Annotated in this window: 21 protein-coding genes; 16 read left to right on the top strand and 5 right to left on the bottom strand. The window is 64.5% G+C overall.

What is annotated here, in order from left to right; genetic code table 11:
* Positions 1 to 32 precede the first annotated feature (32 nt).
* The 5 genes from SAOR_RS03585 (at position 33) to SAOR_RS03565 (ending at position 6,943) form a co-directional block, all read left to right on the top strand.
* The gene (locus SAOR_RS03585) at positions 33 to 1,799 is read left to right on the top strand and encodes a pilus assembly protein TadG-related protein (protein ID WP_123630252.1); all 1,767 of its coding nucleotides are present in this window, start codon (positions 33 to 35) and stop codon (positions 1,797 to 1,799) included.
* A gap of 325 nt (positions 1,800 to 2,124) precedes the next feature.
* Positions 2,125 to 3,069 carry a restriction endonuclease gene (locus SAOR_RS03580; protein WP_185015533.1) on the top strand — a complete coding sequence of 315 codons (945 nt, stop codon included), beginning with the start codon at positions 2,125 to 2,127 and terminating at the stop codon, positions 3,067 to 3,069.
* A 22-nt stretch (positions 3,070 to 3,091) separates the two neighbouring features.
* Entirely contained in the window at positions 3,092 to 3,745 is a 654-nt protein-coding gene (locus tag SAOR_RS03575; RefSeq protein ID WP_123630250.1) for a hypothetical protein, read from the top strand.
* 159 nt (positions 3,746 to 3,904) lie between these two features.
* Positions 3,905 to 5,740: an ATP-dependent nuclease gene (locus SAOR_RS03570; RefSeq protein WP_123630249.1), complete on the top strand. Its 1,836-nt coding sequence runs from the start codon at positions 3,905 to 3,907 to the stop codon at positions 5,738 to 5,740.
* Between the two features lie 63 nt (positions 5,741 to 5,803).
* Positions 5,804 to 6,943: a GIY-YIG nuclease family protein gene (locus SAOR_RS03565; protein ID WP_123630248.1), complete on the top strand. Its 1,140-nt coding sequence runs from the start codon at positions 5,804 to 5,806 to the stop codon at positions 6,941 to 6,943.
* Between the two features lie 206 nt (positions 6,944 to 7,149).
* Here the strand turns inward: SAOR_RS03565 and SAOR_RS03560 are convergent, their stop codons facing one another.
* Genes SAOR_RS03560 through SAOR_RS03550 form a run of 3 tightly spaced genes read right to left on the bottom strand, consistent with a single transcriptional unit; the run spans position 7,150 to position 8,568 of the window.
* Positions 7,150 to 7,566 (bottom strand): DMT family transporter, encoded by a 417-nt coding sequence (locus tag SAOR_RS03560; protein ID WP_123630247.1) that lies wholly within the window; start codon positions 7,564 to 7,566, stop codon positions 7,150 to 7,152.
* Positions 7,556 to 7,879, bottom strand: coding sequence for an EamA family transporter (locus SAOR_RS03555; protein ID WP_185015532.1), 324 nt, complete (start codon positions 7,877 to 7,879; stop codon positions 7,556 to 7,558). Before SAOR_RS03555 ends, SAOR_RS03560 begins: the two co-directional genes overlap by 11 nt.
* A 29-nt stretch (positions 7,880 to 7,908) precedes the next feature.
* Positions 7,909 to 8,568 carry an HAD-IB family hydrolase gene (locus tag SAOR_RS03550; protein WP_185015531.1) on the bottom strand — a complete coding sequence of 220 codons (660 nt, stop codon included), beginning with the start codon at positions 8,566 to 8,568 and terminating at the stop codon, positions 7,909 to 7,911.
* Between the two features lie 143 nt (positions 8,569 to 8,711).
* Here SAOR_RS03550 and murB point away from each other — a divergent pair, with 143 nt between their 5' ends.
* The 9 genes from murB to SAOR_RS03505 all read left to right on the top strand — a co-directional run bounded on the left by murB (position 8,712) and on the right by SAOR_RS03505 (position 20,104).
* A complete protein-coding gene (gene murB, locus SAOR_RS03545; protein ID WP_123630244.1) occupies positions 8,712 to 9,719 on the top strand; it encodes a UDP-N-acetylmuramate dehydrogenase in 1,008 nt (335 codons plus the stop codon).
* 55 nt (positions 9,720 to 9,774) lie between these two features.
* A complete protein-coding gene (locus SAOR_RS03540) occupies positions 9,775 to 10,878 on the top strand; it encodes a PstS family phosphate ABC transporter substrate-binding protein (RefSeq protein ID WP_123630243.1) in 1,104 nt (367 codons plus the stop codon).
* 227 nt (positions 10,879 to 11,105) lie between these two features.
* Entirely contained in the window at positions 11,106 to 12,770 is a 1,665-nt protein-coding gene (locus tag SAOR_RS03535) for an isovaleryl-CoA dehydrogenase (protein WP_123630242.1), read from the top strand.
* 132 nt (positions 12,771 to 12,902) lie between these two features.
* Positions 12,903 to 13,370: a MarR family winged helix-turn-helix transcriptional regulator gene (locus SAOR_RS03530; protein WP_123630241.1), complete on the top strand. Its 468-nt coding sequence runs from the start codon at positions 12,903 to 12,905 to the stop codon at positions 13,368 to 13,370.
* 2 nt (positions 13,371 to 13,372) lie between these two features.
* Complete coding sequence (locus tag SAOR_RS03525) at positions 13,373 to 14,761, top strand: TolC family protein (protein WP_123630240.1); 1,389 nt, start codon at positions 13,373 to 13,375, stop codon at positions 14,759 to 14,761.
* The gene (locus tag SAOR_RS03520; protein ID WP_123630239.1) at positions 14,758 to 15,942 is read left to right on the top strand and encodes an HlyD family secretion protein; all 1,185 of its coding nucleotides are present in this window, start codon (positions 14,758 to 14,760) and stop codon (positions 15,940 to 15,942) included. The genes SAOR_RS03525 and SAOR_RS03520 overlap by 4 nt, the downstream gene beginning before the upstream one ends.
* A 171-nt stretch (positions 15,943 to 16,113) precedes the next feature.
* Positions 16,114 to 17,718 (top strand): DHA2 family efflux MFS transporter permease subunit, encoded by a 1,605-nt coding sequence (locus SAOR_RS03515; protein ID WP_123630238.1) that lies wholly within the window; start codon positions 16,114 to 16,116, stop codon positions 17,716 to 17,718.
* 464 nt (positions 17,719 to 18,182) lie between these two features.
* Positions 18,183 to 18,977 carry a hypothetical protein gene (locus SAOR_RS03510; protein WP_221179858.1) on the top strand — a complete coding sequence of 265 codons (795 nt, stop codon included), beginning with the start codon at positions 18,183 to 18,185 and terminating at the stop codon, positions 18,975 to 18,977.
* Positions 18,978 to 19,564: 587 nt separating this feature from the next.
* Entirely contained in the window at positions 19,565 to 20,104 is a 540-nt protein-coding gene (locus tag SAOR_RS03505) for a DUF924 family protein (RefSeq protein WP_123630268.1), read from the top strand.
* Positions 20,105 to 20,467: 363 nt separating this feature from the next.
* On the opposite strand, the gene SAOR_RS03500 is transcribed toward SAOR_RS03505, so the two are convergent.
* Both SAOR_RS03500 and SAOR_RS03495 read right to left on the bottom strand, forming a co-directional pair.
* Positions 20,468 to 21,289: an MBL fold metallo-hydrolase gene (locus tag SAOR_RS03500; protein ID WP_123630237.1), complete on the bottom strand. Its 822-nt coding sequence runs from the start codon at positions 21,287 to 21,289 to the stop codon at positions 20,468 to 20,470.
* Entirely contained in the window at positions 21,286 to 21,975 is a 690-nt protein-coding gene (locus SAOR_RS03495) for an NUDIX hydrolase (protein ID WP_123630236.1), read from the bottom strand. The genes SAOR_RS03500 and SAOR_RS03495 overlap by 4 nt, the downstream gene beginning before the upstream one ends.
* Before the next feature lie 41 nt (positions 21,976 to 22,016).
* On the opposite strand from SAOR_RS03495, the gene SAOR_RS03490 reads away from it, so the two are divergent.
* Entirely contained in the window at positions 22,017 to 22,400 is a 384-nt protein-coding gene (locus tag SAOR_RS03490) for a gamma-glutamylcyclotransferase family protein (RefSeq protein WP_123590552.1), read from the top strand.
* Positions 22,401 to 22,427: 27 nt separating this feature from the next.
* Positions 22,428 to 23,762: an MFS transporter gene (locus tag SAOR_RS03485; protein WP_123630235.1), complete on the top strand. Its 1,335-nt coding sequence runs from the start codon at positions 22,428 to 22,430 to the stop codon at positions 23,760 to 23,762.
* Positions 23,763 to 23,772 lie beyond the last annotated feature (10 nt).

Here is a 23,772-nt window from a genome sequence, read left to right as displayed (position 1 = left end):
AGGGCGACGCAGCACGGGGGAGACCGACCGAGGTGACACGCCGCCAACCACCAGCCGGTGCCCGGCGCCAGCGCGGCGCCATCCTGATCATGACCGCGGCCTTCATCGTCGCGGCCGTGGCGTTACTGGCCCTGGCGATCGATACCGGCCGGCTTTATGCGGCGCAGGCCCGGCTGCAGTCGGCGGCGAATCTGGCGGCGCTCGACGCCGCACGCGCAGCCAGCGAATGCCGGAACGATCTGAGCGACGGCTCGCCGGACGACGCCGCCCTCGCAAGCGTCGCGCAGAATTTCGCCGGCCGCGACGAGGACAGCCGCCCCGCGCTGGCGAGGCTCGACACCGGCCGCATCGACGCACGCGACGGCCTGTACGCCTTCGACGACGCGACCGGCGTCGACGACAAGCCGAACGGCGTGCGGCTGACGCTCACCGACCGCAACTTCCAGCCGCTGTTCGCCCTGTTCAACGACGAGGAGACGACGCTGTCGGCATCGGCCGGAGCGCGCAGCCTGCCCACGGCCGGGCTGCAACTCGGCACCACGCTCGCCAGCGTCGAGCCCGAACTGCTGTCCGCGCTGCTGGGCACCGACGTCGACGTCGCCAGCCTCGGCGATCTGGCCGAAGTGAGCGTCACCCTGGCCGACCTGCTCGGCGTGGATGCGTCCGCGGTGACGCGCGAGGACGTCGCCCGGGTGACCGTCGGCGAAGCGCTGGACAACGTGTCCGACCAGATCAACACGCTCTCGCGAAGCGTGGTCGGCACCGTGCAGAGCGTACTCGGCGACCAGCCGCTTTCCGAGATTCTCGACCTCGCCGGCCCGGTCGGCGGCGAGGCCTCGATCGCGCTCGGCAGCATCGTCAACGCCGCGGCCCAGCTGGTCGCCGCGGACCGCGAGTCGGCCGTCGATCTTCCTCTGGACCTGGACAGTCTACCGACGGGCCTCGGCGGCGTCAGCGTGGACCTGCGCCTGCTCGAGCCCGCCTCTCTCGCCATCGGCCCCGCGGGCACGAATGCCGACGGCGATTACTACACCACCGTGTATTCGTCACAAGTATCCCTGGGGTTGCGACTCGACCTGAATCTGGAGCTCGGCGGCCTGGCGGAAGTGGCGCGCGTGACCCTGCCCGTGGCGATTCAGGTCGCTCAGGGCCGGGCCGACCTCGAGCGCATCGACTGCCCGTCGCGAGACGACCGCCGTTATCGGGTCGCCACCCGCGCATCGACGGCACCGGCCGCCGCCGCCATCGGCACGGTCAACGAGGACGGCAGCATCAACACCGACGCGCGCGCGGCCGTGCGCGTACTGGGCACCTCGGTGGCCGAAGTATTCAACTACAACGATGCGCAATCCACCCTCCCCGAACCGGACGACTACACCCCGGTGTTCGACGACATCCAGGACCTCGACGATCTGCCCCGCACCATCGAGGCCGACCAGGAACTGCGCACCGCCGACATCGCCTCACTGCTGGGCAACATCAACCTCGACTTCGAGCTCCTGCAGAACAACAGCGGCGGATGGCTAGGAAGCATCCTCGATGGCTTGGGCGATCTACTCTCCGAATTGACGCGGCCATTGCTGCGCGGCGCCTTGAACGGCATCACCGACCTGCTTCAAACGCTAACCGAAACCGCCCTGGGCCCGATCCTGGACCCAATTCTCGACCAGCTCGGCATCAGCCTGGCCACGCCGACACTGACACTCACCGGCCTCGAACCGGCTCAGCCGGAGCTGTTCTGTACCTCCGCCGACGCATGCGGCTTCGAAAACACGTCCGAGAGCACATCGCAGAGGTAACCAGGAAAGGAATTGGACAATGGCAAACAGCTGCCCAACCCGTGATCCATATCGACCACCTTCATCGCATATCTTTCGAGATAGCACGCGCTTCGTTCATGAGCACAATTCCACTCGTCCGCACCCGGCGATCCGGCGTGTTCCTATAACAGAACAATCCGAACATAAAATGCTTTATTCGCGGCGCAGAGGCATCGTTATAGGAATTTCTAAGTGAGCGCTATACCTAGCAGCAGCCGTATACTTGGCGTTATGCGATTGATGAGGAATTGAAGTGCATATTTGGTCTCCCAGGCAGCATCTAGTTGACAATTTGATTGACCTTGTGGGCATCAAGGCCGGATTAACGCTTTCAGAAAGCAAAGCACTTGGTCTCCTCAACGACTTGTCAGAGGGCTGGTGGGAAGGGAACAAGGAAGAGCTCATCAGAATAGATATGTTAGATTTTGAGGAAGCTTTTATTCATTTGATGTACAAGGTTGGCTATTTGCAGAACGAGAGAGATCTTTCGGGTGTTGTCATTGATTTTGTGGAGAACAATCTGTCGCGTTTTGGTGTAGATGCTCATGATGTGATGAAGAAGGTCGAAGTTTGCTCATTGATTCAACACCATCTCGCGGAGAACGCCTTGTATAAGCGAGAAATGCCGGAAGAATACTCCTCCATACCTGAGTTCGGCGGCCTTATTAGAGACTACAAAGATAGGTATGTTTTCCATAATGAAATGCCTGAATCGGTCGATTGGAATGGATCTGTACCTCTAGACGCACTGTTTGAATCTGAAGAAATCCCTGATTCAGAAGATTCCGGCTGCTACTTTGATCAACGATATATTGACTATTTGTCACGCCAGATAGCGGAGGTTGGTGAAATTCATTGGCGACAATTTGAGTACCTTACAGGGGAATACTTCCGCAAAAACGGCTACGAAGTGGAAGTGACGCAAGGGCGTGGCGATGGTGGGATTGATGTAATAGTGAAGAAAAACGATCCGATTTCTGGGCCGCAAATGATTTTGGTTCAGTGCAAGCAATATTCTGAGCAGAATCCGGTGCAAGTTGATTCCGTTCGGGCGTTCTGGGCAACAGTGGATGATGCCGGGGCAACAAAAGGCATCGTAGCCACAACCAGTCGTCTAACAAATGGAGCGCAAGAATACTGTAAGGCAAAACTATATCGGATGGATTCGGCAGAAAAGTCCAAGATTGAGTCATGGGTTCACTCGATGAGCACTTCGCATAACAATGCATTCCAGCGGACAAGCCGCTGAATGCGACGTTAGGCGAAAGTAAATGAAACCAGAGTTTATAAACGGGATCTTTGCTGTTTCCGGAGCCATCGCGGGAGCAATTTTATCGGGCATCTTCGGTTGGCTGATCAGTCGAAGAAACGACCCTCGCTCTGAATTGAGCATTTTCTCAAGCCGCACCGCCCGGCTGATCGAAGTCGACTCGTCCATTTCCGAAATAGTCGAAATCCGAGTTCACGGTCGAGTGCTACCGACGGTTTATACGTCTGATATACGTATAGTTAATACTGGTACAGAGCCGCTCTATGAAGGGCAAATCGACGTTTCTATTGTAGGCGATGAAGCGCGAATCTTAGCCGTGGATGTGGTAGAAACGGCCCCAGGCGCTGATAGAGCGCTTAATACAATGATAGTCGATCAAAATCAGTCGCTTAAACTCACTTTCGAGTACATTAATCCGAGTGAAGAATTCGTTGTCCGTGCGCTGCTTAGCAGCCGGCCGAACCAATTGCTGCCCGAATTTAGACAGCCTGGGGTAGTGACCAAAATCAGAACAGACGCGGAACTTATACCTGGCGTACTCGGGCGGCTGATGTTCGAATCAATCAGGAGCAATTGGTTGCTGGATCTTTATTTTAGAGCTTTGATGAAGCCTTATAGGCGTTACCTAGAAGAAGTATCGGATAAAGGCAAATAGCCTAACGATAAGCTGCAGTTGACCGCCCAAAGCGCTGCCGCGCTTTGGGTTCCCTCCGCAACCTTCGGCTGCTCCGGCGGCAACTGAGCTCAGGCGTTAGCTCCGACGGTGAGATCTCTTACAAACGGGCACGTTCGCGTACACCCCAAGGAGGCACTGATGCATGGACTGTCCCATGTAGTAGTAGAAAACTTCAGATCATGCCGGAGCGTAGAGATCCAGCTCGGCGCCTGCACGCCTTTGGTGGGCTACAACAACGGTGGCAAATCGAACATTCTTGACGCTTTAAGCTGGTTCGTTACACCGCGCTCTCTTCCGGAATCAGCGTTCAACAATCCAAGCGATCCCGTCGCCGTGACTGCACGGCTGGAGGGCCTGGATTCCGGGGTGCTCGACCAGTTAGAGAAGAGGCACCGCAGTAAGATCGAGCCCCATATTGCGGGCGGCACATTATACCTGCGCAGAGTTCAAGCAGAGCCTTCGCTTTCAGTCAGCCGAATTAAATTGCAGGTACCAGAAGAGATCGATCCGGATGGAGCCATAACAAAGTGGAAGGATAATCCAAGCGGGATACCAGATGCGCTGAAGAGGTTGTTTCCAGAGCCAATTGTGATTGGAGCGATGGAAGATGCAGCCGAAGACGCGAGCAAAGCCAAATCGACATCGACAATTGGGAAACTACTAAAGGAATTCACTGGCCCAACCGAGCAGGCTCATGGTGTAGAGATTGCCAGAGCTTTGGAGCCAGTCAAGAATCGGCTAGCCGCCGAGGGGGGCGACAAGGCCGAAGAGCTTGCGCGATTCGACCGTGATGCGACTCGCGCGCTTGGTGCTTTCTTTCCTGGCATTGACCTACACGTCGACATACCCGTACCCACAGTATCGGAGCTGTTCGCGAAGGGGACGATCCGGGTACGGGAGAGAGGCTGGGAGGGGACGCGTGATTTCGGTGACCTAGGCCACGGTGCGCAGCGCAGCATCCAGATGGCGCTCGTTCGATATCTTTCAGAACTAAAGACACGCGAGGGCGGGTCGGGACAACGTCGCCTGCTTCTCCTTGAGGAACCAGAACTCTACCTCCATCCACAGGCAACTCTGCAACTTAATAGAGCGCTGAAGGATCTATCGGTAAATGGATATCAAGTTGTGTACGCCACGCATTCGCCGTTGATGATTGGTCGTCAAGACATTCCTGAGACGCACATCGTTCGCAAAGGCGCCGGTCTTACGACGCACGTTATGCCGACCGCGCGGGAGGCGTTGCAGAAGAGGGTCGATGAGGAGGATAAACGACTTCACGCACTCGCGAGGATGGAGGCTGCCAGTGAATGGTTGTTCAGTGATGCGGCGCTCATCGTTGAAGGGGCTACCGAACAATATCTACTGCCCTCAGTGTACGAAGCGATATGCCGGGTTCGTCCCGAAGAGGATAGTCTAGCCATAATCGGGCCTGGTGGCGCGAGCAATATCCCGGGTACGCTCGCAGTTATGCGAGAGCTAGGCATAGAGGCCTGTGCCTTGGTCGATATTGACTTTGCGATAAACGACGCAGTCAAGAGCAATCTGCTAGATGAGGACGACGAACACGTGCAGGAGTGCCTCTGGCAACTGGCCAAGATGGCGGAGCATGATCACGATATTTGCATCGGTGACAATGGCCGGCCTCGCAAGGATAAGGAGAATCCAGACGGTAAAAGGCCCGCCGCGGTACTTCGCGAGTGGAGCGCGCAAGCGGGGGCAAGCTCGGTGACATCCGCACTCCACGAAAAACTAAAAGTACACAAAATCTGGCTGTGGACTGGTGGCGATATCGAATACCACCTTGGCATCACCGGGCCGAAGGACGTGACTAGTTGGGCCCCATTCAGGGCGCAACTCAGCGAACGTTCGTACGATGAAGTTATTTTTGATAGCCGAACGGTGGAAGAGCTAATTAAATGGATTCGGGGGCACGTCGTGACCGGGAGTCGTGAGGCGAATGATTTGGCTAACTAGTGGTTGCAGCCGACCGCTGTACGCGACGGCTGAGCCAAAGCGTTAGCTGTCTAAAGGCAAATTATGGCGACCCAAGACGCAGTGACAATTAATCGATCTTGGTGGGAGCATTTGGCCCCGAAGCGCTTACTTCGTAGACGACGTGAAGTAGAAGGTTTGTTGAATGCTTTCGTTCGATCATCCGATTACGGCCGCGAGTGGTTAAAGGTTGCTCGGAATCCGCAGGGAATATTTAGGCTCAAGCCGGGCCAAGCTATCCCACAAATTTGCTTCATATTTCTCGGCGATTCGCCCGGCTTTATAGCGCCACAGCAAAGATTGAAAGCGGGCCATCGTACAGTTGGAACCGGCGATACATTTCAATCAGGAGTTAGCCTCGCTGAAAATGAGCGCGTCATCGAGCCAACGATCTCGGTAGATGTTGTTACTGACCCCGTTCTTCTTCAGGCCGCTAGAACTGGGAAAATAACGATAGACGAAAGTGGCATTAATGAGCCTAGCCAACTATTTTCTATACCGGCGCGGCTACTACTTGCTCCAAGCCGATTCCCTAAGAAAGCATATGTCCTTTATCAGCACATATTCGGTGGTCGAGCCAACTACCCGAATGATGGATATTTTTACGTAGGCGTTACTACACGCAGCTGGCAAAAGCGGTGGTCCGAACACAAGCGGGCTATCCAATCCGGCAGTCCTCTGTTGTTCCATCGAAAATATCGAGAAGAGCAGTTGGACGGTCGAATTTCTTACGTTCATCACAAGGTGATGGGCATCACCGACGAATTAGAAAAGCTTTACGCAACTGAGGAATATCTAGTAGAGGGTCACTGGCACGATCAAAGACGATTAAACATGATTCCCGGGGGTAAATCGGGTTTGAAGTATCTCCGTGAGAACGGTTTACTTTCAAAGGCTGTAACTCCTATGCCCGATGATCGAGATCGTATCGTAAGCGAGTGGTTAAAAGACCACCCAAGGAAAGGGCTGCCAGCGCCATGGGTGGCTGAGAAGTGGCAAGATGACAATTGGGCCATCGCCCAAATTTGCGGTCGAGATGGCAGATTGTCTGTTGAACAGGTTCGCGCTATTCGGCACCTGTCGAATGACTATTCTGCAGAAGAAATATTCCAACGAATAGGTGCAAAAAATGTGAAACAAGTCCAGCGAGTCCTTGATGAAAAAACTTACACGCGAGTCAAATAGTAATTCCATACAATGCGTCTAGCATGCACGCAGCTAACAAATTGTATATGGACGCCTCCCGCAAGCAGTAGATCCGACATTTGATGTTCGGCAGCCCGAAGAACGGTTACGGTTGTATATCCGGCTTCTGATTGGACATTGCGAATAAGGGGTCAGACACGAATAACGCTCCGTACCGTTGGAGCGCAGACCCCGAATGAGCGAACCTAGCAGGCTTTGCTTCCCGAGCCGGCCACCAGCGCCACGCCGCACATGATCAACCCGGTGCCCGCGAAGCGCTGCAGCGAGAGCGGCTCGTCCAGGGCGGGCCAGGCGGCGGCACCGAGATAGACCAGCACATAGCTCAGCCCCATCAGCGGGAAGGCGATGCTCAGGGCCATGCGCGAGAGCACCTGCAGCCAGACCATGACCGCGGCGGCGTAGACGATCATGCCGGCCCAGACGAACGGAATGCTGGCGGGCGAGGCGAGCCCGCCCCGGACCAGCCGGCCGAAGTCGGCGAACGAGTCGACGGGCCCGAAGTCGAGCATGCCCCGCCGCATGAACAGTTGGCCGGCCGCCATGAGCGATACGGCGAGCAGCAGCTGGCCGGCGCCGACGATATCGACGGGCCTACGCGCCACGCGCCAGAACCCCGACGCCGACCACGATCAGCAGCACACCCAGCCAGCGGCGGCGGCCGACGGTCTCGCCCAGCCACAGCGCGGAGTAGGCCACCACGAGGACATAGCTGAGCGCGAGCACCGGAAACGCCAGCCCGACGTCGACGTGCGAAAGCACGACGAGCCAGATGCAGGTCAGAAGAACCTGGGCACTCATGCCCGCGAGCACCAGCGGCTGGCGCAGCGGGCGCAGCCAGATATGGCCGGACGCCGCGTCGCCCGCGCGGTTCATGCCGTGCTTGAGCAGGATCTGGGCCAGACTGGCCAGGCCCACGGCGACGCCGAGCAGGATCGCGGACAGGTCTACCAGCGCGCCACCTCGAGCCCCAGACCGCCGACCTGATGGAACAGGCGCTTCGACGGGCACACGGCGACGCCGTTCTCGGCCCATGACAACAGCGGCAGGTCGGCGTGGGAGTCGGAATAGGCGGTGACGTTGGTGCCCTCGTCGGGCTGGCCGAGCAGCGCCCGGACTCGGCGCAGCTTTTCGTCGTCGCGGCAGTTCTCGCCGTCCATGCCGACGAGCCGGCCGCGGGCATTCCAGGCCACGCGGGTCGACAGCACTTCGTCGATGCCCAGCCGCTCGGCCAGCTTGCTCACGTAGATATCGAAACTCGCGGTGGCCAGGATCACCCGCGCGCCCTCGGCCTGGTGACGGCGCAGCTGGACCATGCCCTGTTCGCGCATGGCATCGGCCAGCAGTTCGTCGGCGAAGCGCTCGGACCAGGATTCGACGCGGTGACGCGGCTGGCCGCCGAGAAAGGCGCGCAGCACCTGTGTCTTGACCCAGGTGCGGTCGCCCCAGCGCCAGAAGCGCAGCAGGCTGACCGGCAGCCGCCACAGCGCGAGACTGCGGCGCCGACGCTGATGGCGCAGATAGCCGACGACGAAGGGCAGAAACGTGTCGTACCGGGTGAGCGTGACGTCCAGATCGAAGACGACGATGGGCGGCGACTGGGGCAAGACGGGCTCGTTCGACAACGGATGGCCCCGCCAGCTTAAGCCAAACCGGCGCGCTTGCGCCGGCCCGACCGGTCCGCGCCGGCTTGTGTTCGCGCACAGTCGCCCTGAATATTGCGGGCTGACCGCTTCCACGACGCCGTTCCATGCGCAAGCCCCGTACGCCCACGCCCGCCCAGCGGCGCGCTCTGGCCCGACGTCTGGGCCGGGAACTCAAGCGTGATGTCCCGCTCGCCTCGAAGACGAGCTTTCGCATCGGCGGACCCGCGGCGCTGTATTTCGAGGCGCGCACGCCGGAGGCGCTGGCGATCGCGGTACGCGCGGCCCGCGCCCTGGAGGTGGACCACTTCCTGCTCGGCAGCGGCGCCAACATCCTCATCGGCGACCGCGGCTATCCGGGGCTGGTGATCGCCAACCACGCCCGCGAGATCACCGTGCGCGGCACCTGCGTGACCGCGGCCAGCGGCGCGATGATCTATCCGGACCTGATCGACGCCGCGACCGGCCACGGCCTCTCGGGCCTCGAACATTATGTGGGCATCCCGTCGACCGTGGGCGGCGCGCTCTGGCAGAACCTGCACTTTCTGTCGCCCGCGCCAACGCGCGAGCGCACCATGTTCATCGGCGAGATCCTGGAGTCGGCGGAACTGCTGACCGCGGACAACCGACGCCGTCGGGTGGACGTCGACTACTTCGATTTCGGCTACGACCAGTCGATTCTGCACACCCGCGACGACGTGGTCCTGTCGGCGACCTTCGAACTGGAGCCGGCGCCCGCGGAGATGCTCGCGCGGATCATGGACGAGAACCTGCGCTGGCGCGCCGAGCGCCATCCGCCGCTGGACAGCGAACCCTCGGCGGGCTCGATCTTCCGCAAGATCGAGGGTATCGGCGCCGGCCGGCTGATCGACGAGTGCGGTCTCAAGGGTCTCGCCTGCGGTGACGCCCAGATCTCGCCCAGACACGCCAACATCATCGTCAACCACGGCCGGGCGAGCGCAGCCGACGTCTGCGCGCTGATCATGCACGTCCAGCGCACGGTCCACGCCGAGACCGGCTACTGGCTGACACCCGAGATCTCGTTCATCGGCGAATTCGGCCCGGTTCGGCGGATTGCGCCGGAGACCCGGGCGGCAGCCGAAACGAAAATGTAACCTCGGCCTGCGAGGCTTTGATCATCGCCGGCTGCCGCCGGCCCTTGGAGTATTCATGACCCCGACCCGACCCATTGCCCTACTGCGCTCGCTGTGCCTGCTGGCCGTCGCCGGCGCGGCCCTGAGCGCCTGCGGAGCGAGCAACGACGAGGATACGGCGAACGGCGGCAGCGCCGACGACGCCGCAGCGACCGACAGCGACTTCTCGCGCGATCAGATGCGCATCGTCGGCTCGTCGACGGTGTATCCGTTCGCCGCCTACGTGGCCGAAGAATTGGGCGCCACCACGGATTTTCGCACGCCGGTGGTCGAATCCACGGGTTCGGGCGGCGGCTTCAAGCTGTTCTGCGCCGGCCTGGCCGAAGACACCCCGGACATCACCAACGCATCGCGCCAGATGAAGCCCTCCGAGCTGCAGATGTGCCAGGACAACGGCGTCGAGGACATCACCCAGATCATCGTCGGCGCCGACGGCATCGTGGTGGGCCAGAAAAAAGAGAACGCGGACCTCGACCTGACCCGCGAGCAGCTCACCCTGGCGGTCGCCGCGCAGGTCCCCGAGGACGGCGAACTGGTCGACAACCCCTACGACCGCTGGAACGAGATCAACTCGTCGCTGCCCGATCGCGAGATCATGATCTACGGCCCGCCGACGTCCTCCGGCACGCGCGACGCGTTCGAGGAACTGGTCATGGCGCACGCCACCGAGAACATGGACGGCTACGACGAGGCCTACACCACGATCCGCCAGGACGGCCAGTACGTGCCCTCCGGCGAGAACGACAATCTGATCGTCCAGAAGCTGGCCCAGAACGACAGCGCCGTGGGCATCTTCGGCTACTCCTTCCTCGAGGAGAACCGCAACAAGATCAAGGCCGCGACCATCGGCGGCGTGGAACCCGAGCGCGCGCTCATCTCCTCGGGTGAATACCCGGTCTCGCGCTCGCTGTTCTTCTACGTCAAGAACGATCACATCGACAAGGTCCCCGGCATGGACGAATACGTGACCCTGTTCCTGTCCGACGCCATGGCCAGCGACCGCGGCATGCTGAAGTCCCTCGGCCTGGTGTCGCTGCCGCCCGAGGAACTGGAGGCGATGCGCAAGCACTGGGACGAACGCGAACGGGTGACCGAACAATCGCTGAGCAAGGACGGCTGACCGTTATCGGGTGGTTTCGGGGGTATGCCCCGTGCCACGGCCGGCCTCCGGGTCGGCCTTTTTTTGCGCGGACGCGCCGGACCGCGGCGATCCGCATCGCGCCGGCCGCGCCGACGCCTGCCGGCTCGGCTGCCGGCGGCGCCCGTCGGTAATCGGAATTTCACTGGGCAGCCGGCCCAATTTGGGCACAATGAAGCCCGATGGTACGCAGCCGATCCCGACCCGCCATGTCCGCAACGCCCTACCGCCCCCGCACCGCGCTGGCCACCCATGCCGTCGACAACCAGCCGCCGCCGCTGGTCGACTACAACGCCTATAGCTCCGACGTCGCGCTGATCGATGCGGTCCGACGCGAGGGCGGCGACTGGGGCCGGTCGCGGCTGGAGGCCTACGGCGCGATCGCCGGCGGGGAACTCGTCGAGATCGGTTTCGACGCCAACGAGAACCCGCCCGCGCTGCGCACCTTCGACCGTTACGGGCAGCGCATCGACGAAGTCGATTTCCACCCCGCCTACCACCGCAGCATGCAGCTGGCCAAGGCACACGGCCTGCACGGGCTGACCTGGACCGCGGGCCGGGACGGCGCCCAGGTGGTGCGCTCCGCGCTGTTCTACCTGCACAACCAGATGGAGGCGGGCACGATGTGCCCGATCACCATGACCCACGCCTGCGTGCCGGCGCTGCGCCATGCGCCGGCGCTGGCCGAGCGCTGGCTGCCGGGCATCCTCGCCGATGCCTATGACCCGGCGTGCCGGCCGATCGCCGACAAGACCGGCCTGACCATCGGCATGGGCATGACCGAGAAGCAGGGCGGCTCGGACGTGCGCGCCAACACCACCCGGGCCGTGCCGGCCGGCGACGGCATACATCTGCTGACCGGCCACAAGTGGTTCTTCTCCGCGCCGATGTGCGACGCCTTTCTCGTGCTCGCCCGGGAAGCCGACGATGGCCTGTCGTGCTTTCTGCTGCCGCGGTGGCGCGCCGACGACAGCCGCAACGCGATCGACATTCAGCGGCTCAAGGACAAGCTCGGCGACCGCTCGAACGCCTCCTCCGAAGTCGAGTTCCGGGAGGCCGAAGCCTGGCGCGTCGGCGAGCCCGGCCGCGGCGTGCCCACCATCATCGACATGGTCTCCCAGACCCGGCTGGACTGCATGCTCGGCTCCGCCGGCCTGATGCGTCAGGCGGTCGTGCAGGCCATCCACCACTGCCGTCACCGCGAGGCCTTCGGCGCGCGCCTGAGCGAGCAGCCGCTGATGCAGCACGTGCTCGCCGACATGGCGCTGGAGTCCGAGGCCGCGATGGCGCTGTCGATGCGTCTGGCCCGCGCCTTCGAATCCGACGACGACTCGTCGCGCCTGCTGGCACGCATCGCCACGCCGGTGGGCAAGTATTTCGTCTGCAAGACCGCGCCGCCGCTGGTCAACGAGGCCCAGGAATGCCTGGGCGGGGCCGGCTATGTGGAGGAATCGATCCTGCCGCGGCTGTTCCGCCAGTCCCCGCTCAACTCGATCTGGGAAGGCTCGGGCAATGTGCAGTGCCTGGACATGCTGCGGGCGATGAGCCGCAGCTCGGACACGCTCGACGCGCTCGAGGCCGAACTGGCCGGCGCCGCCGGCGCGCACCCGGCCTATGACGCCCACTGCGCGCACCTGCGCACGCTGCTGCGCGACCGCGCCGAGGAGCCGATGCAGGCCCGGCGCGTGGCCGAGGCCGTGGCCCGCGCGCTGCAGGCGCGCATCCTGCTGACCGGCGCCGCGCCCTGGGTCGGCGAAGCCTTCTGCGCGGCCCGACTGGGCGGCGACCACGGCATCGCCTACGGCACGATCGGCGCGCCGCTGGACGTCGCCGCCCTGATCGAGCGGGCAGCCGTCCACCACAGCCCCGCCTGATCGCTCCGGGCGCCGACACCGGCGCCCGGCCCTTCCCGTCCGGCCACACGCCGACCGCGTCCGGTACGTCGGCATCGTCGATGGCGTCGATCTTGTTTTAGGCAGATAGTCTTGATTCTAGACTGCTGCATAGTGCACTATTATCGCCTGGCCACCCCGGAACACGCCGTGCAGCCCCGCATTCCGACCTCGATCCGCCGTCATCTGCCCTATCTGCTGGCGCGGGCCTATCAGCGCCAGCAGCGGCTGTTCGAGGCCCATACCCGCGACTTCGACATCACCGGCCGCGACTACGGCCTGCTGCTGATGCTCGAATCCAACCCCGGGCTGTGGCAGAGCGAGATCGCGGACCTGATGGGGCTGGACCGCACGACGGTGACCTATCTGGTCGACGGCCTGCAGAAGCGCGGCTGGGTCGCCCGCGAACCGGACCCCGCCGACCGCCGGGCCCATGTCGTCACCATGACCGCGGACGGCCGGACGGCCCTCGAATCCATTCGCCCGGCGGCGGCCGCGGCCATCGACGAGGTGCTCGCGCCGCTGGACGAGACCGAACGCGACCAGTTGCGCGCCCTGCTCACGCGTCTGCTCGGACACTGACCATGCGCTCCTCGCTTGCCCTTCTGCTCGCGCTCGTACTCGCCACCACCGCGCTCGCCGCGCCGCCCGACGCCGAGGCGCTGCAGCTGCCCGAACAGCTGTCGCTGCGCCGGGCCGTCGACAGCGCCCTGGCGCGCAATGTCCAGACCCTGCTCGCCGACGCCCGCCGCGACGAGGCCGCCGGGCAGCGGCGCGAGGCCCGCTCGGCGTTCCTGCCGCATCTGTCCGCGGAGGCCGGGCAGTCGCGCCAGCAGATCAACCCGGCCGCCCAGGGGCTGGACATCGAATCCGCACTCGAACGCCTCGGCCCCGCGGCCGAGACCGCCGACATCGAGGTGCCGGACGTGATGACCTACAACAGCTTCGACGCCCGGGCCCGGCTGCGCCAGAATCTGTTCGACTACAGCGCCTGGCAGCGCTATCGCGGCAGCCGGGTGGGCGAGACGATCGCGGCGGACCAGCTCGCCGTCGCCCGCGAACAGGTGGCGGCCCAGGCGGCGCTGGACTACGTCGCGGCCGCGGCCAGCGACGAAACGGTGAATGCCGCCCGCGCGGACCTCGAACTGGCCGAACGCCTGGTCCGGCTGGCCGTCGACCAGGAGAACGCGGGCATCGCCACCGGCGTGGACGTCACCCGTGCCAAGGCGCGCCGGGCCCGGGCCCAGGCGCGCCTGGCCGCGGCCCGCACGCAGCGCAGCCGGGCACGCATCCGGCTGGCCCGCACCGCCGGCCTGCCGCTGGACGCCCCCCTGGCCCTGAGCGACGATCTCGACCACGCCCCGGTCGCCGTGCCGCCGGAGGCGGCGTCGATCGCCTCGGCCCTGGACGCCCGCGCCGAAGTGCGTCTGGCCGCCGACCGCATCACCCAGGGGCGCCGGCGCCTGGCCGCGGCCCGCGGGGAGCGTCTACCCACGGTGGCGATATCGGCCGCCTACGGCGAATCCGGCAACACCTACGACGAGAATCTCGAGGACACCTACAGCGTCGGCGCGCAGCTGCAGCTGCCGATCTTCGACGGCGGCGCGATCAGCGCCCACATCGACGGCGCGGCCAGCCGTCTGGATCAGCAGCGGATCCGCTATCGCGACACGCGCATCCAGGTCGAGCAGGACGTGCGCGTGGCGCGACGCACGCTGGCCACGCTCGGCGACCGGGTCGCCGCCGCCCGCGCCGGCCTCGACCTGGCCGGCCAGGAGCTCGAGCTCGCCCGCGATCGCTTCGCCGCCGGGGTCAGCGACAACGTCGAGGTGGTCGACGCCCAGGCCGCGCTCGCCGAGGCCCGCGACACGCGCGTGAGCGCCCTGGCCGAATACGCCCGCGCCCGGATCAATCTCGCCGCGGCGCTCGGCCGCGCCCGGCAATTCAGCCTGCACGAGTCCAGCACGCCATGAGCGACGCCGCCCCGGAGACCGCCGACACGCACGATTCGCCGCATACGGCGCCGTCACCATCCGGAAACGGCGGCGGCAAGGGTCGACGAGTCGCGATCATCGCCGCGCTGCTGGCCCTGCTCTGTGCGCTGGGCGCGCTGGTCTACTGGTTTCTCACCCATAATCAGGAGAGTACCGACGACGCTTTCGTGAAGGCCGACATCGTGCAGGTCGCGCCCCGCGTGACCGGCACGGTCGACCAGGTCTTCGTGCGCGACAACCAGCACGTCGCGTCCGGGGACCCCCTGTTCACGCTGGACCCGGCGGATTACCAGGCGGCCCTGCTTCGGGCCGAGGCCAACCTCGAGGCCGCGCGCGCATCCTATGACGCCAGCCAGAAGCAGCTGTCGGTGACCCGCCAGACCGGCGATGCGGACATCGAACGCGCCGAGGCCGCGCTGGAGACCGCCCGCGCCGAGGCCGATCGCGCCTCCGCCGATGCCCGGCGCTATCGGGCACTCTACGCCAAGCGCGAAGTCTCGCGCCAGCAGCTCGACCAGGCCGATACCACCGCCACCTCCGCCCGGGCCCGGGTGCGGGAAGCCAAGGCCCGGCTGGCACAGGCCCGGGCCGCACCCGACCAGATCGCGCTGCGCGAATCCCAGGCCTCGACCGCCAAGGCCCGCATCGCCCAGGCCAAGGCCGAGGTCGAGCAGGCGCGGCTGAACCTGTCCTACACCGAGATCCGGGCGCCCCAGGCCGGCACGATCGCCGAGAAGTCCGTGCTCGCCGGCAGCCATCTCGGCGCCGGCCAGGCGGCCCTGGCGGTTGTTGCCGACGACCCGTGGGTGGTGGCCAACTTCAAGGAGACCCAGCTCAGCCGCATGCGTGTCGGCCAGCCCGTGGACATCGAGGTCGACGCCCTGCCGGATCATCCCCTGCACGGCCGCGTGGAGTCGTTCCAGCCCGGCACCGGCGTGACCTTCAGCCTGCTGCCGCCGCAGAACGCCACCGGCAACTACGTCAAGATCGTGCAGCGCGTGCCGGTCAAGATCGTGTTCGATGATCCGGGCGCGGTCGACGACCTCGGTCTGGCGCCCGGCATGTCGGTCGTGCCGACGGTGGACGTCGGCGCTCGGCCCGAGCCGATCGAGCGTCCGAGGCCGGCCACCGCGACCGCCGACGCCTCGAGCCGGTCCTAGCCTAGTGTCCCGCGACGCCCGTTCATCGCGCCGTGTCGGCGCCTTTTCGCGCCCTGCGGCATTGCGGCCATGCGCCGCATGTCCCGATGCGGCTCCTGAGCGCGCCCGGCCCGACACGAGATCTCACTCGAAGGTCATGGCCCCAACGAGCGCGGGCGGACACTAGCGGCGATGGCGGCCTCCGGCGACAGCGCGGCGCTCGCCGCCCGGGCGGCCTATCCGGCCAACCGCTGGCTGATCGCCGCGGTGGTCGGCATGGCCGCGTTCATGGAGGTGCTCGACATCTCCATCGCCAACGTGTCGCTGTCGCACATCGCCGGCAGCCTGTCGGCGAGCCAGGAGGAGGCCACCTGGGTGCTGACCTCCTATCTAGTCTCCAACGCCATCGTGCTGCCGATCTCGGGCTGGTTCTCGCAGGTGCTCGGGCGCAAGCGCTTCTTTCTGATCTCCATCGTGCTGTTCTCGGTCGCCTCGCTGGCCTGCGGCCTCGCGCCTTCACTGGGCTGGCTGATCGTGGCGCGCATATTCCAGGGCGTGGGCGGCGGCGGCCTGCAGCCGGTCTCGCAGGCGATTCTGGCCGACTCGTTTCCGCCCAAGGAACGCGGCATGGCGTTCGCGATCTACGGCGTGGCGGTGGTCTTCGCGCCGGCGATCGGGCCCACGCTCGGCGGCTGGATCACCGACCACGCCAGCTGGCACTGGATATTCCTGCTCAACGTGCCGGTCGGCGTGATGCTGTTCGTGGTCGCCGGCATGCTGGTGCGCGACACCGCCGCCTACGAGGCCGCGCGCCGCGCCAAGATGGCCGGCTTCCGGATCGACTACGTCGGCTTCGCCCTGCTGGCCGCGGGGCTGGGCTGTCTCCAGATCATGCTCGACAAGGGCCAGCAGAACGACTGGTTCGACTCGTCGTTCATCCTCACCATGGCGGTGATCGCGGTGAGCTGTCTGTCCGCGCTGGTGCTCTGGGAGCTGTTTCATCCCCATCCGATCATGGACATCCGGCTGTTCCGGCACTTCAACTTCGCCGTCGCGAACCTGTTGATGTTCATGCTCGGCTTCGTGCTGCTGGGCTCGACCCTGCTGATCCCCCAGTTCGTGCAGTCGGTGCTGGGCTACACCTCGACGCTGGCCGGGCTGGTGATCTCGCCCGGCGGCATCGCCATCGTGCTCATGATGCCGCTGGTCGGGTTTCTGTCGAACCGCATCGAGGCGCGCTGGATGGTGGCCTTCGGGCTCGGCGTGGTGTCGCTGTCGATGTTCCATATCGCCGGATTCACGGGCGATGTGTCGTTCTCCCAGCTGGTGGTGGCGCGCATCTACCAGACGCTGGGCATCGCCTTTCTGTTCATCCCGCTGACCGGCATCGCCTATATCGGCGTGCCGGCCGACAAGACCGACCAGATCTCCGCGTTCATCAATCTGGCGCGCAACATCGGCGGCAGCGTGGGCATCTCGCTGGTGACGACCTGGCTGGCCCGGCGCGCCCAGTTTCACCAGAACGTGCTGGTCGGCGAGATCACGCCCTACGACCATCAGTACAACGCGCTCGTGCAATCGCTGACCGAGCATTTCGCCCAGATGGGCGCCGGTATCGAGGCCGCCCGCCAGCAGGCGGTCGCGACCATCGGCCGGCTGGTCTCCGAACAGGCCCAGATCATGGCGTATCTGGACGACTTCTGGCTGCTCGGCGTCATCTTCGCCGCGCTCATTCCGTTGACGCTGCTGGTGGGCAGTTCGCGCCAGAGCGACGCCTCAGTCCGACCAGAGCATTAGCTCATTGTCGAATCGAATACCAGGTCAAAGACAGTAGAAGGGAATCCAGTAGGTCTATCCCCGTGGCGTTTGGACCCGATTGAACGCCGTAACATTTGCCCCGTGCTGTCATGGTCTGATTATCCGGCAAGACTGGGGCCAGGCTGAGTTTCGCCCTTAACCGAGAAAATGAATCAGTGGGGCGGCCTAAAACGTCGATTTTTTTTACACAATCAAAGAAAGACACATCTCAAAGGTCGCAGTGCTCGCCATTCAAAACCGCTTTTGATCTACCGCTAACGCTAGCTCACAAACAATTATAAATAATTATTATTTATTATAAAAAAACCCAAGAACAATCTATAAAGCGGGATAAAACAAACTATCAAGCATGGAAAAATGCTACTTTTGGCACGTCATTTGCCTCTCTATTAAGAGGCAATCCAGTTTGCCTACTACTCATATATAACAAATGAGGCAACCTCGTGAATAAATTCAACCAACTGGCAGCCCCCCTTGTTTCAGCGATCGCAATTTGCATTCCTGTATGCGCAACTGCAGATGCGGTTCGAGTCGATCAGTCTGATTTTTTACCAGCGGCCGGCCTGATCACTTTCAGCGAATTTGGCCTAAATACCGTAAACCCCTCCTATACATCCTCCGACTATGGAGGCGACGCGAATTCGCCGATGGTTACCTTTGGCGGCTTTTTCAGTGGTCAGCAGATTTCCAACGCTCCGGCGACGGATTGCCCTGGAGGAGCGGCGACAGGTTGCGTGGTTGGCTCTCCCACCGGACCGCTTGCGCTCGATCCGACGTCACCCGACACCTTTGTCACCAACGACGGGTCTGCCCCGGATAGCCCAGTTCTATCCGGAAGCCCACAATTCAGCGGCCCCATCGGTATTCTGTTCAGTGATCCACTCGTCGGAGTTGGACTCGATGGCGGCTTCTTCGATGCCGTCGGCTCAACTAAAATCGAGGCATTTAGCCTTGATGGAAACTCGCTTGGTTCGGTGGCAAATCTAAATACAGGCTACAACTTTTTGGGGCTTGCAACCGAAGACGGCACACCACAGATTGGCGGCCTACTATTCAGTCTTGTCGCTGATGAACCCGCCGGATTCGGTATCGACAATCTCCGTTTCGCACGAGCTGGAGAAGTCGTCACACCATCTAATCCGGTAAACGACGTTCCGGAATCGAGCCCATTGGCCTTTTTTCTCATAGGGACTTTAGGGGCCATATCTACGGCTTTTCTACGCCGGAGATACGTTTAATTTAGTCTATTAAACTAACGATAGTGCACATTACTCCAGCTTCGACGTAGGCGCTTTCGCTCTATTAGCCGGTTTAATAAGACTATTAGTCTGAAATTGTTTAATGCAATATTTTGGCTTGCTGCATCAAATTGCTTAGTTAGGCCCTATGGATCGACCTGCAATCCATAGGGCCTACAGAAGGCGCTACTAGACTTCCCCCTGACTAACAGCAGGCCGCTCTATCAGCGCGATCAATCCCAATGCATACATCAGGCACCGACCTCGTGATCGCCTTTATAAAATCTCCATCAGACGAATGATATTTTTCGAATTACATCATCGTGTTAGCGCGAACCTTCAATAGAGTTTGCAGTATCCTTTGACCAAGGCAGCACGCAAAATCTGATGCTGCAGAATTTGCTCGAGGATTTGCACACGCATCGCCAGTGAGCCTCACCCACTCACTTCTCCTAACTAAACGCAAACGTCTCCAGCGGCATAATCAAGTAGGCGACAATGCGATACTCGCCAAATAGTTGCGTATCGAACTGCCCGGCAACGAGTCTGCCACCGCTCACCTTATGAAGAGGTGCTCCACCGTGACGATGGCCGCCCCGGAGGCCGTGCTCGATTTCTGGTTCGGACAGCTGCGTCCGGCGCAGTGGTTCCGCGCCGATCCGGCCCTCGATCGACGGATCGCCGAGGACTTCGGCGACACCCTGGCCGCCGCCGCGGTCTGCGAGCTCTGGCCCTGGCGCGCGCACGCCACCGGCCGGCTGGCCGAGATCATCGTGCTCGACCAGTTCTCGCGCAACGTGCATCGCGGCACGGCCGCGGCCTTCGGCAATGATCCGCTGGCCCTCGCGCTGGCTCAGGAGCTGGTCGCCGGCGGGCACGACGCCGCGCTCACACCGGACCAGAAGCACTTCGCCTACATGCCCTACATGCACAGCGAATCGCGCCGCGTGCACGCCGAGGCGCTGCGGCTGTACGACCAGCCGGGCCTGGAGACCGCCCTCGGCCACGAGCGCGCCCACCTCGAGGTGCTCGAGCGTTTCGGCCGCTATCCGCAGCGCAACGCCGCGCTCGGCCGGCCGTCTACCGCGGCCGAACAGGCGTTCGTGGACGCCGGGCCGTCGTTCTAGGGGCCGTTGAAACCGTCATGCGAACGCCGCCTCGGGCACCGCGCAACGTGTCTCGCCAGGCGCGACTCCCGATCGGGATGCGCCACGAGCGAGACGGACAACACCGCCGGCGCCCATGGTCGATGCTCGTCATTCGTTGGCGGCCGCAGCCAAAGGGCCAGGCGCCCCGCGAATACACAAGCTGCGGCAATCCAGCGTTGTCGCACGCTGGCGCATAGTGACTGCGCAGCGCGCACGACGCCGTGTCTTGCCGCTGACCGTCAGTCTTCAGGAAGCGCCTGCCGCGGGATCGCCTGAGATATGACCCGCCCTGGCGCGCCCGCCTCGAGCGGCCGGCGCAGGGTAACCGCGCGATGATGGGTATCAGTTCCCTGCGCGCCAGGACTCGCCGTCGCGCGCGGCCTCGCCGTTTTCGGCCAGGCGGATGAGGTGCGCCTCGACCTGGGTCGCGGCCATGCCGGTCAGCCGCGGGTCGAGATCGGGATACAGCCGCGCGGCGATGGCGCGCGCCGTGGTCGGCCCCGCGGCCAGGGCGTCGCGCACCTGGGCCTCGCGCTGCTCACGATGGGCGACGATGTGGGCCAGCGTCGCCGCCGGCTCGTCCAGCCGCCGGCCGTGGCCCGGCGCGATGGCGTCGATCGGCATGGCCTGCAGCCGCGCGATGCTCGCCAGATAGTCGCTCATCGAGCCGTCCGGCGGCAGGATCACCACCGTGACGTCGGCCATGACGGTGTCACCGGCCAGCAGCAGACGCGCCTCGCGGGCGAAGAAACACAGATGATCCGCCGCATGCCCCGGGGTGTGCACCGTCTCCAGCGTGACCGCGCCGAGATCGAGCACGTCGCCGTCGGCCAGCGGCGCGTCGACCCGGTGATCAGGGTCGTAGGGCTGCGCGAGCGCGAGATCGCAGCCGCGCACCGGCACGCCGAGCCGCGCGGCCAGCCGGCGCGCACCGCCGGTGTGGTCGGGATGGGCGTGGGTCACGAGCACGGCCTCGATGGCGCCAGGCGCAGCCGCGACCAGGGCCTCCAGATGGGTGTCGTCGTCGACGCCGGGATCGACGATCACGCAGGGCCCGGTGCCCACGACATAGCTGTTGGTTCCCGGGCCCGTCATGGGGCCGGGGTTGGGCGCGGTCAGCCGCAGGACGCCCGGCGCGATCGTCTCGGGCGCGGCCGGCGTCACGACGACACCGTGCCGTCGGCCATCAGCCCCGCCAGCGCGCTCTCGACGTCCTCGTAGTCGCAGAGGCGTTCGAGCGTGACCCGCGTGGGATGCATCATCTCGATCTCGCCGCGGTCGTGGCTGGCCAGCGCCGCGGCCGGGCCGGCCCACCAGTGGTCGACGGTCTCGTGGCCGTCGCAGGCGGCGTGCTGGCCCTCGGGCGCCCGCGCGGCGAAGAAGCGGGTCGCGTAGCGCCGCGGTCGCCCCGGCGGCGTCGTCCACTGCGCGAAGTAGACCAGATCGTCGAGCGCGAAGCGCAGCTCCAGGCGCGCGGCCACGTCCGCCCAAGAGCGATCGCCCGCGTTAAGCGCATCACGCTCGCCGGCCGGAATCTCGGCCGGCAGGTGGCTGCAGCCGACCAGCAGCCCGGCCTCCTCGAAGCATTCGCGGATCGCCGCCAGCCAGAACGCCAGCGGCCGTCCGGTTTCGCCGAGACAGGCCCGGGCGTAGTCGACGCCCGCGCTCACGCGCGCGGCCAGCACTGCGTCGGCGTCGCTGTCGTCCACCGCGCCGCCGGGAAAGACATAGGCGTTGGCACCGAACACGTGACCGCCATGACGGCGCAGCAGCAGTACCTCCAGACCCTCGGTACCGTCGCGCAGCACCGCGGCCGTGGCCGCGTCGCGCACCGTGACCCCGTCGCTCATGAGACTGTTGCGGGACAAAACATGTCGGCTAGCATACCTGCATGAAACAGACGACGGGCCAGCCGGCGCATCGCGTTTTCGTCTACGGCACGCTGCGGCCGGGCGAGCGCAACGCGCACTATCTCGCGCACGCGGCGCATCTCGGCGACGCGGTCACCGCGGCGGCGTTCACGCTGCTCGATACGGGCCCCTACCCGGCCGCGCTCGACGCCGGCACGACCGCCCTGGTGGGCGACGTCTACGCCGTCGATGCAACCACCTTCGGTGCGCTCGACGTACTCGAGGACTATCCGGTGCGCTACACGCGACGGCTGATCGAGACCGCGCACGGCACGGCCTGGATCTATCTCTGGATCGCGGGCCGCGATCCGGCCTGGCCGGTCATCGCCCACGGCGACTGGTGCCGCCGTCACGTGTCCGCCTGACGCCCGACCACGAACGAGGACACCCGCTTGAGCCCGACCGACAGCGCGGCCCGGCCGGCCGACGGCCCGGTACGCGATCTCTACGATCTGGTGACCGGCGACGAGAACGCGCGCGTGTGCCGCGACATCTCGGATGCGGCCTGCCGCGAGCAGCCGGCGAATTTCTTCATCCACCTGGTGGCCCTGGTCGCGAACAAGGCGGGTGATCTGATCGCCAGCCCCAAGCTCGTGCTGCCCTGGCTGCTGGGCGCGATCGGGGCGCCGGTGGCGATGATCGGCCTGCTGGTGCCGATCCGCGAGGCGCTGGCGCTGCTGCCGCAGCTGGCGGTCGCCGGCTGGATGCGTGCCCGACCGCGCCGCAAGGGCTTCTGGGTCGCCGGCGCGGCGATTCAGGGCACGGCCGTGCTCGCGATGATCGTGGCCGCGCTGCTGTGGTCCGGTGCGCTCGGCGGCGGCGTCATCCTGCTGCTGCTCGCGGTCTTCGCGCTCGGACGGGGCGTCTGCTCGGTGTCGTACAAGGACGTCCAGGGCAAGACCATCGCCAAGACCCGGCGCGGCACGCTCTCCGGCTATGCCGCAAGTGCGGCGGGCGCGATCGCGGTGGGGCTCGGCGTTGGCCTGTGGCTGCTGGCCGACGGCGGCCCCGGGCTCGTGCCCCTCCTGCTGCTGCTCGGCGTAGCCGGGATGGCGTGGCTGGTCGCGGCGGCGGTCTTCGCCGGCCTGCGCGAGCACGCCGGCGCGACCGAGGGCGGCGGCAACGCGCTGGCCACGGCCTGGCAGAGCCTGTCGCTGTTCCGGGACAAGCCGGGCTTCGCACGCTTTGTGGCCGTGCGCGGGCTACTGATCGCGACCGCGCTGGCCGCGCCCTACTATGCGGAACTGGCGCGGGCGAGCGGCGGCGATGCCATCGGCAACCTGGCCGTGCTGCTGGCCCTGTCCGGGCTCGCCTCGCTGGTGGCCTCGCCGTTCTGGGGCCGCTTCTCGGACCGATCGTCGAAGTCGGTGCTGATGGTCACCGGGGCCCTGGCGGCCGCCCTCAACCTCGGCGTCGCCCTGTGCGCGCTGTTCGGCGCCGGCGAGGCGCTGGGCGTCTGGCCTTTCGCGCTCGGCTATTTTCTGCTGGCCGGCCTGCACGCGGGGGTACGCCTCGGCCGCAAGACCTATCTCACCGATCTGGGCAGCGCCGACGATCGCGCCCGACTGACCGCGCTCGCCAACACCAGCATCGGCGTGATCCTGCTCGCCGGCGGCGGCTTGATCGCGGCTATCGGCACCGCGGGGGCGGCGATCGCGGTGGCCGCACTGGCCGTCCCGGCGCTGGCGGGCGCAGTGCTCGCCGCCGGCCTGCCGGCAACGACATAGCGCGCATCGC

Source organism: Salinisphaera orenii subsp. orenii MK-B5 (genome assembly GCF_003788635.1).
Taxonomy (GTDB): Bacteria; Pseudomonadota; Gammaproteobacteria; order Nevskiales; family Salinisphaeraceae; genus Salinisphaera; species Salinisphaera orenii.
This window is presented reverse-complemented; position numbering and strand designations above follow the sequence as displayed.

Bases quoted from the DNA above. Each gene is read 5' to 3' on its own strand.
- SAOR_RS03525 (WP_123630240.1), top strand. From the start codon at position 13,373: ATGCGCTCCTCGCTTGCCCTTCTGCTCGCGCTCGTACTCGCCACCACC.
- SAOR_RS03540 (WP_123630243.1), top strand. From the start codon at position 9,775: ATGACCCCGACCCGACCCATTGCCCTACTGCGCTCGCTGTGCCTGCTG.
- SAOR_RS03515 (WP_123630238.1), top strand. From the start codon at position 16,114: ATGGCGGCCTCCGGCGACAGCGCGGCGCTCGCCGCCCGGGCGGCCTAT.
- SAOR_RS03535 (WP_123630242.1), top strand. From the start codon at position 11,106: ATGTCCGCAACGCCCTACCGCCCCCGCACCGCGCTGGCCACCCATGCC.
- SAOR_RS03575 (WP_123630250.1), top strand. From the start codon at position 3,092: ATGAAACCAGAGTTTATAAACGGGATCTTTGCTGTTTCCGGAGCCATC.
- SAOR_RS03505 (WP_123630268.1), top strand. From the start codon at position 19,565: ATGGCCGCCCCGGAGGCCGTGCTCGATTTCTGGTTCGGACAGCTGCGT.
- SAOR_RS03565 (WP_123630248.1), top strand. From the start codon at position 5,804: ATGGCGACCCAAGACGCAGTGACAATTAATCGATCTTGGTGGGAGCAT.
- SAOR_RS03570 (WP_123630249.1), top strand. From the start codon at position 3,905: ATGCATGGACTGTCCCATGTAGTAGTAGAAAACTTCAGATCATGCCGG.
- SAOR_RS03495 (WP_123630236.1), bottom strand. From the start codon at position 21,975: ATGAGCGACGGGGTCACGGTGCGCGACGCGGCCACGGCCGCGGTGCTG.
- SAOR_RS03520 (WP_123630239.1), top strand. From the start codon at position 14,758: ATGAGCGACGCCGCCCCGGAGACCGCCGACACGCACGATTCGCCGCAT.
- murB (WP_123630244.1), top strand. From the start codon at position 8,712: ATGCGCAAGCCCCGTACGCCCACGCCCGCCCAGCGGCGCGCTCTGGCC.
- SAOR_RS03490 (WP_123590552.1), top strand. From the start codon at position 22,017: ATGAAACAGACGACGGGCCAGCCGGCGCATCGCGTTTTCGTCTACGGC.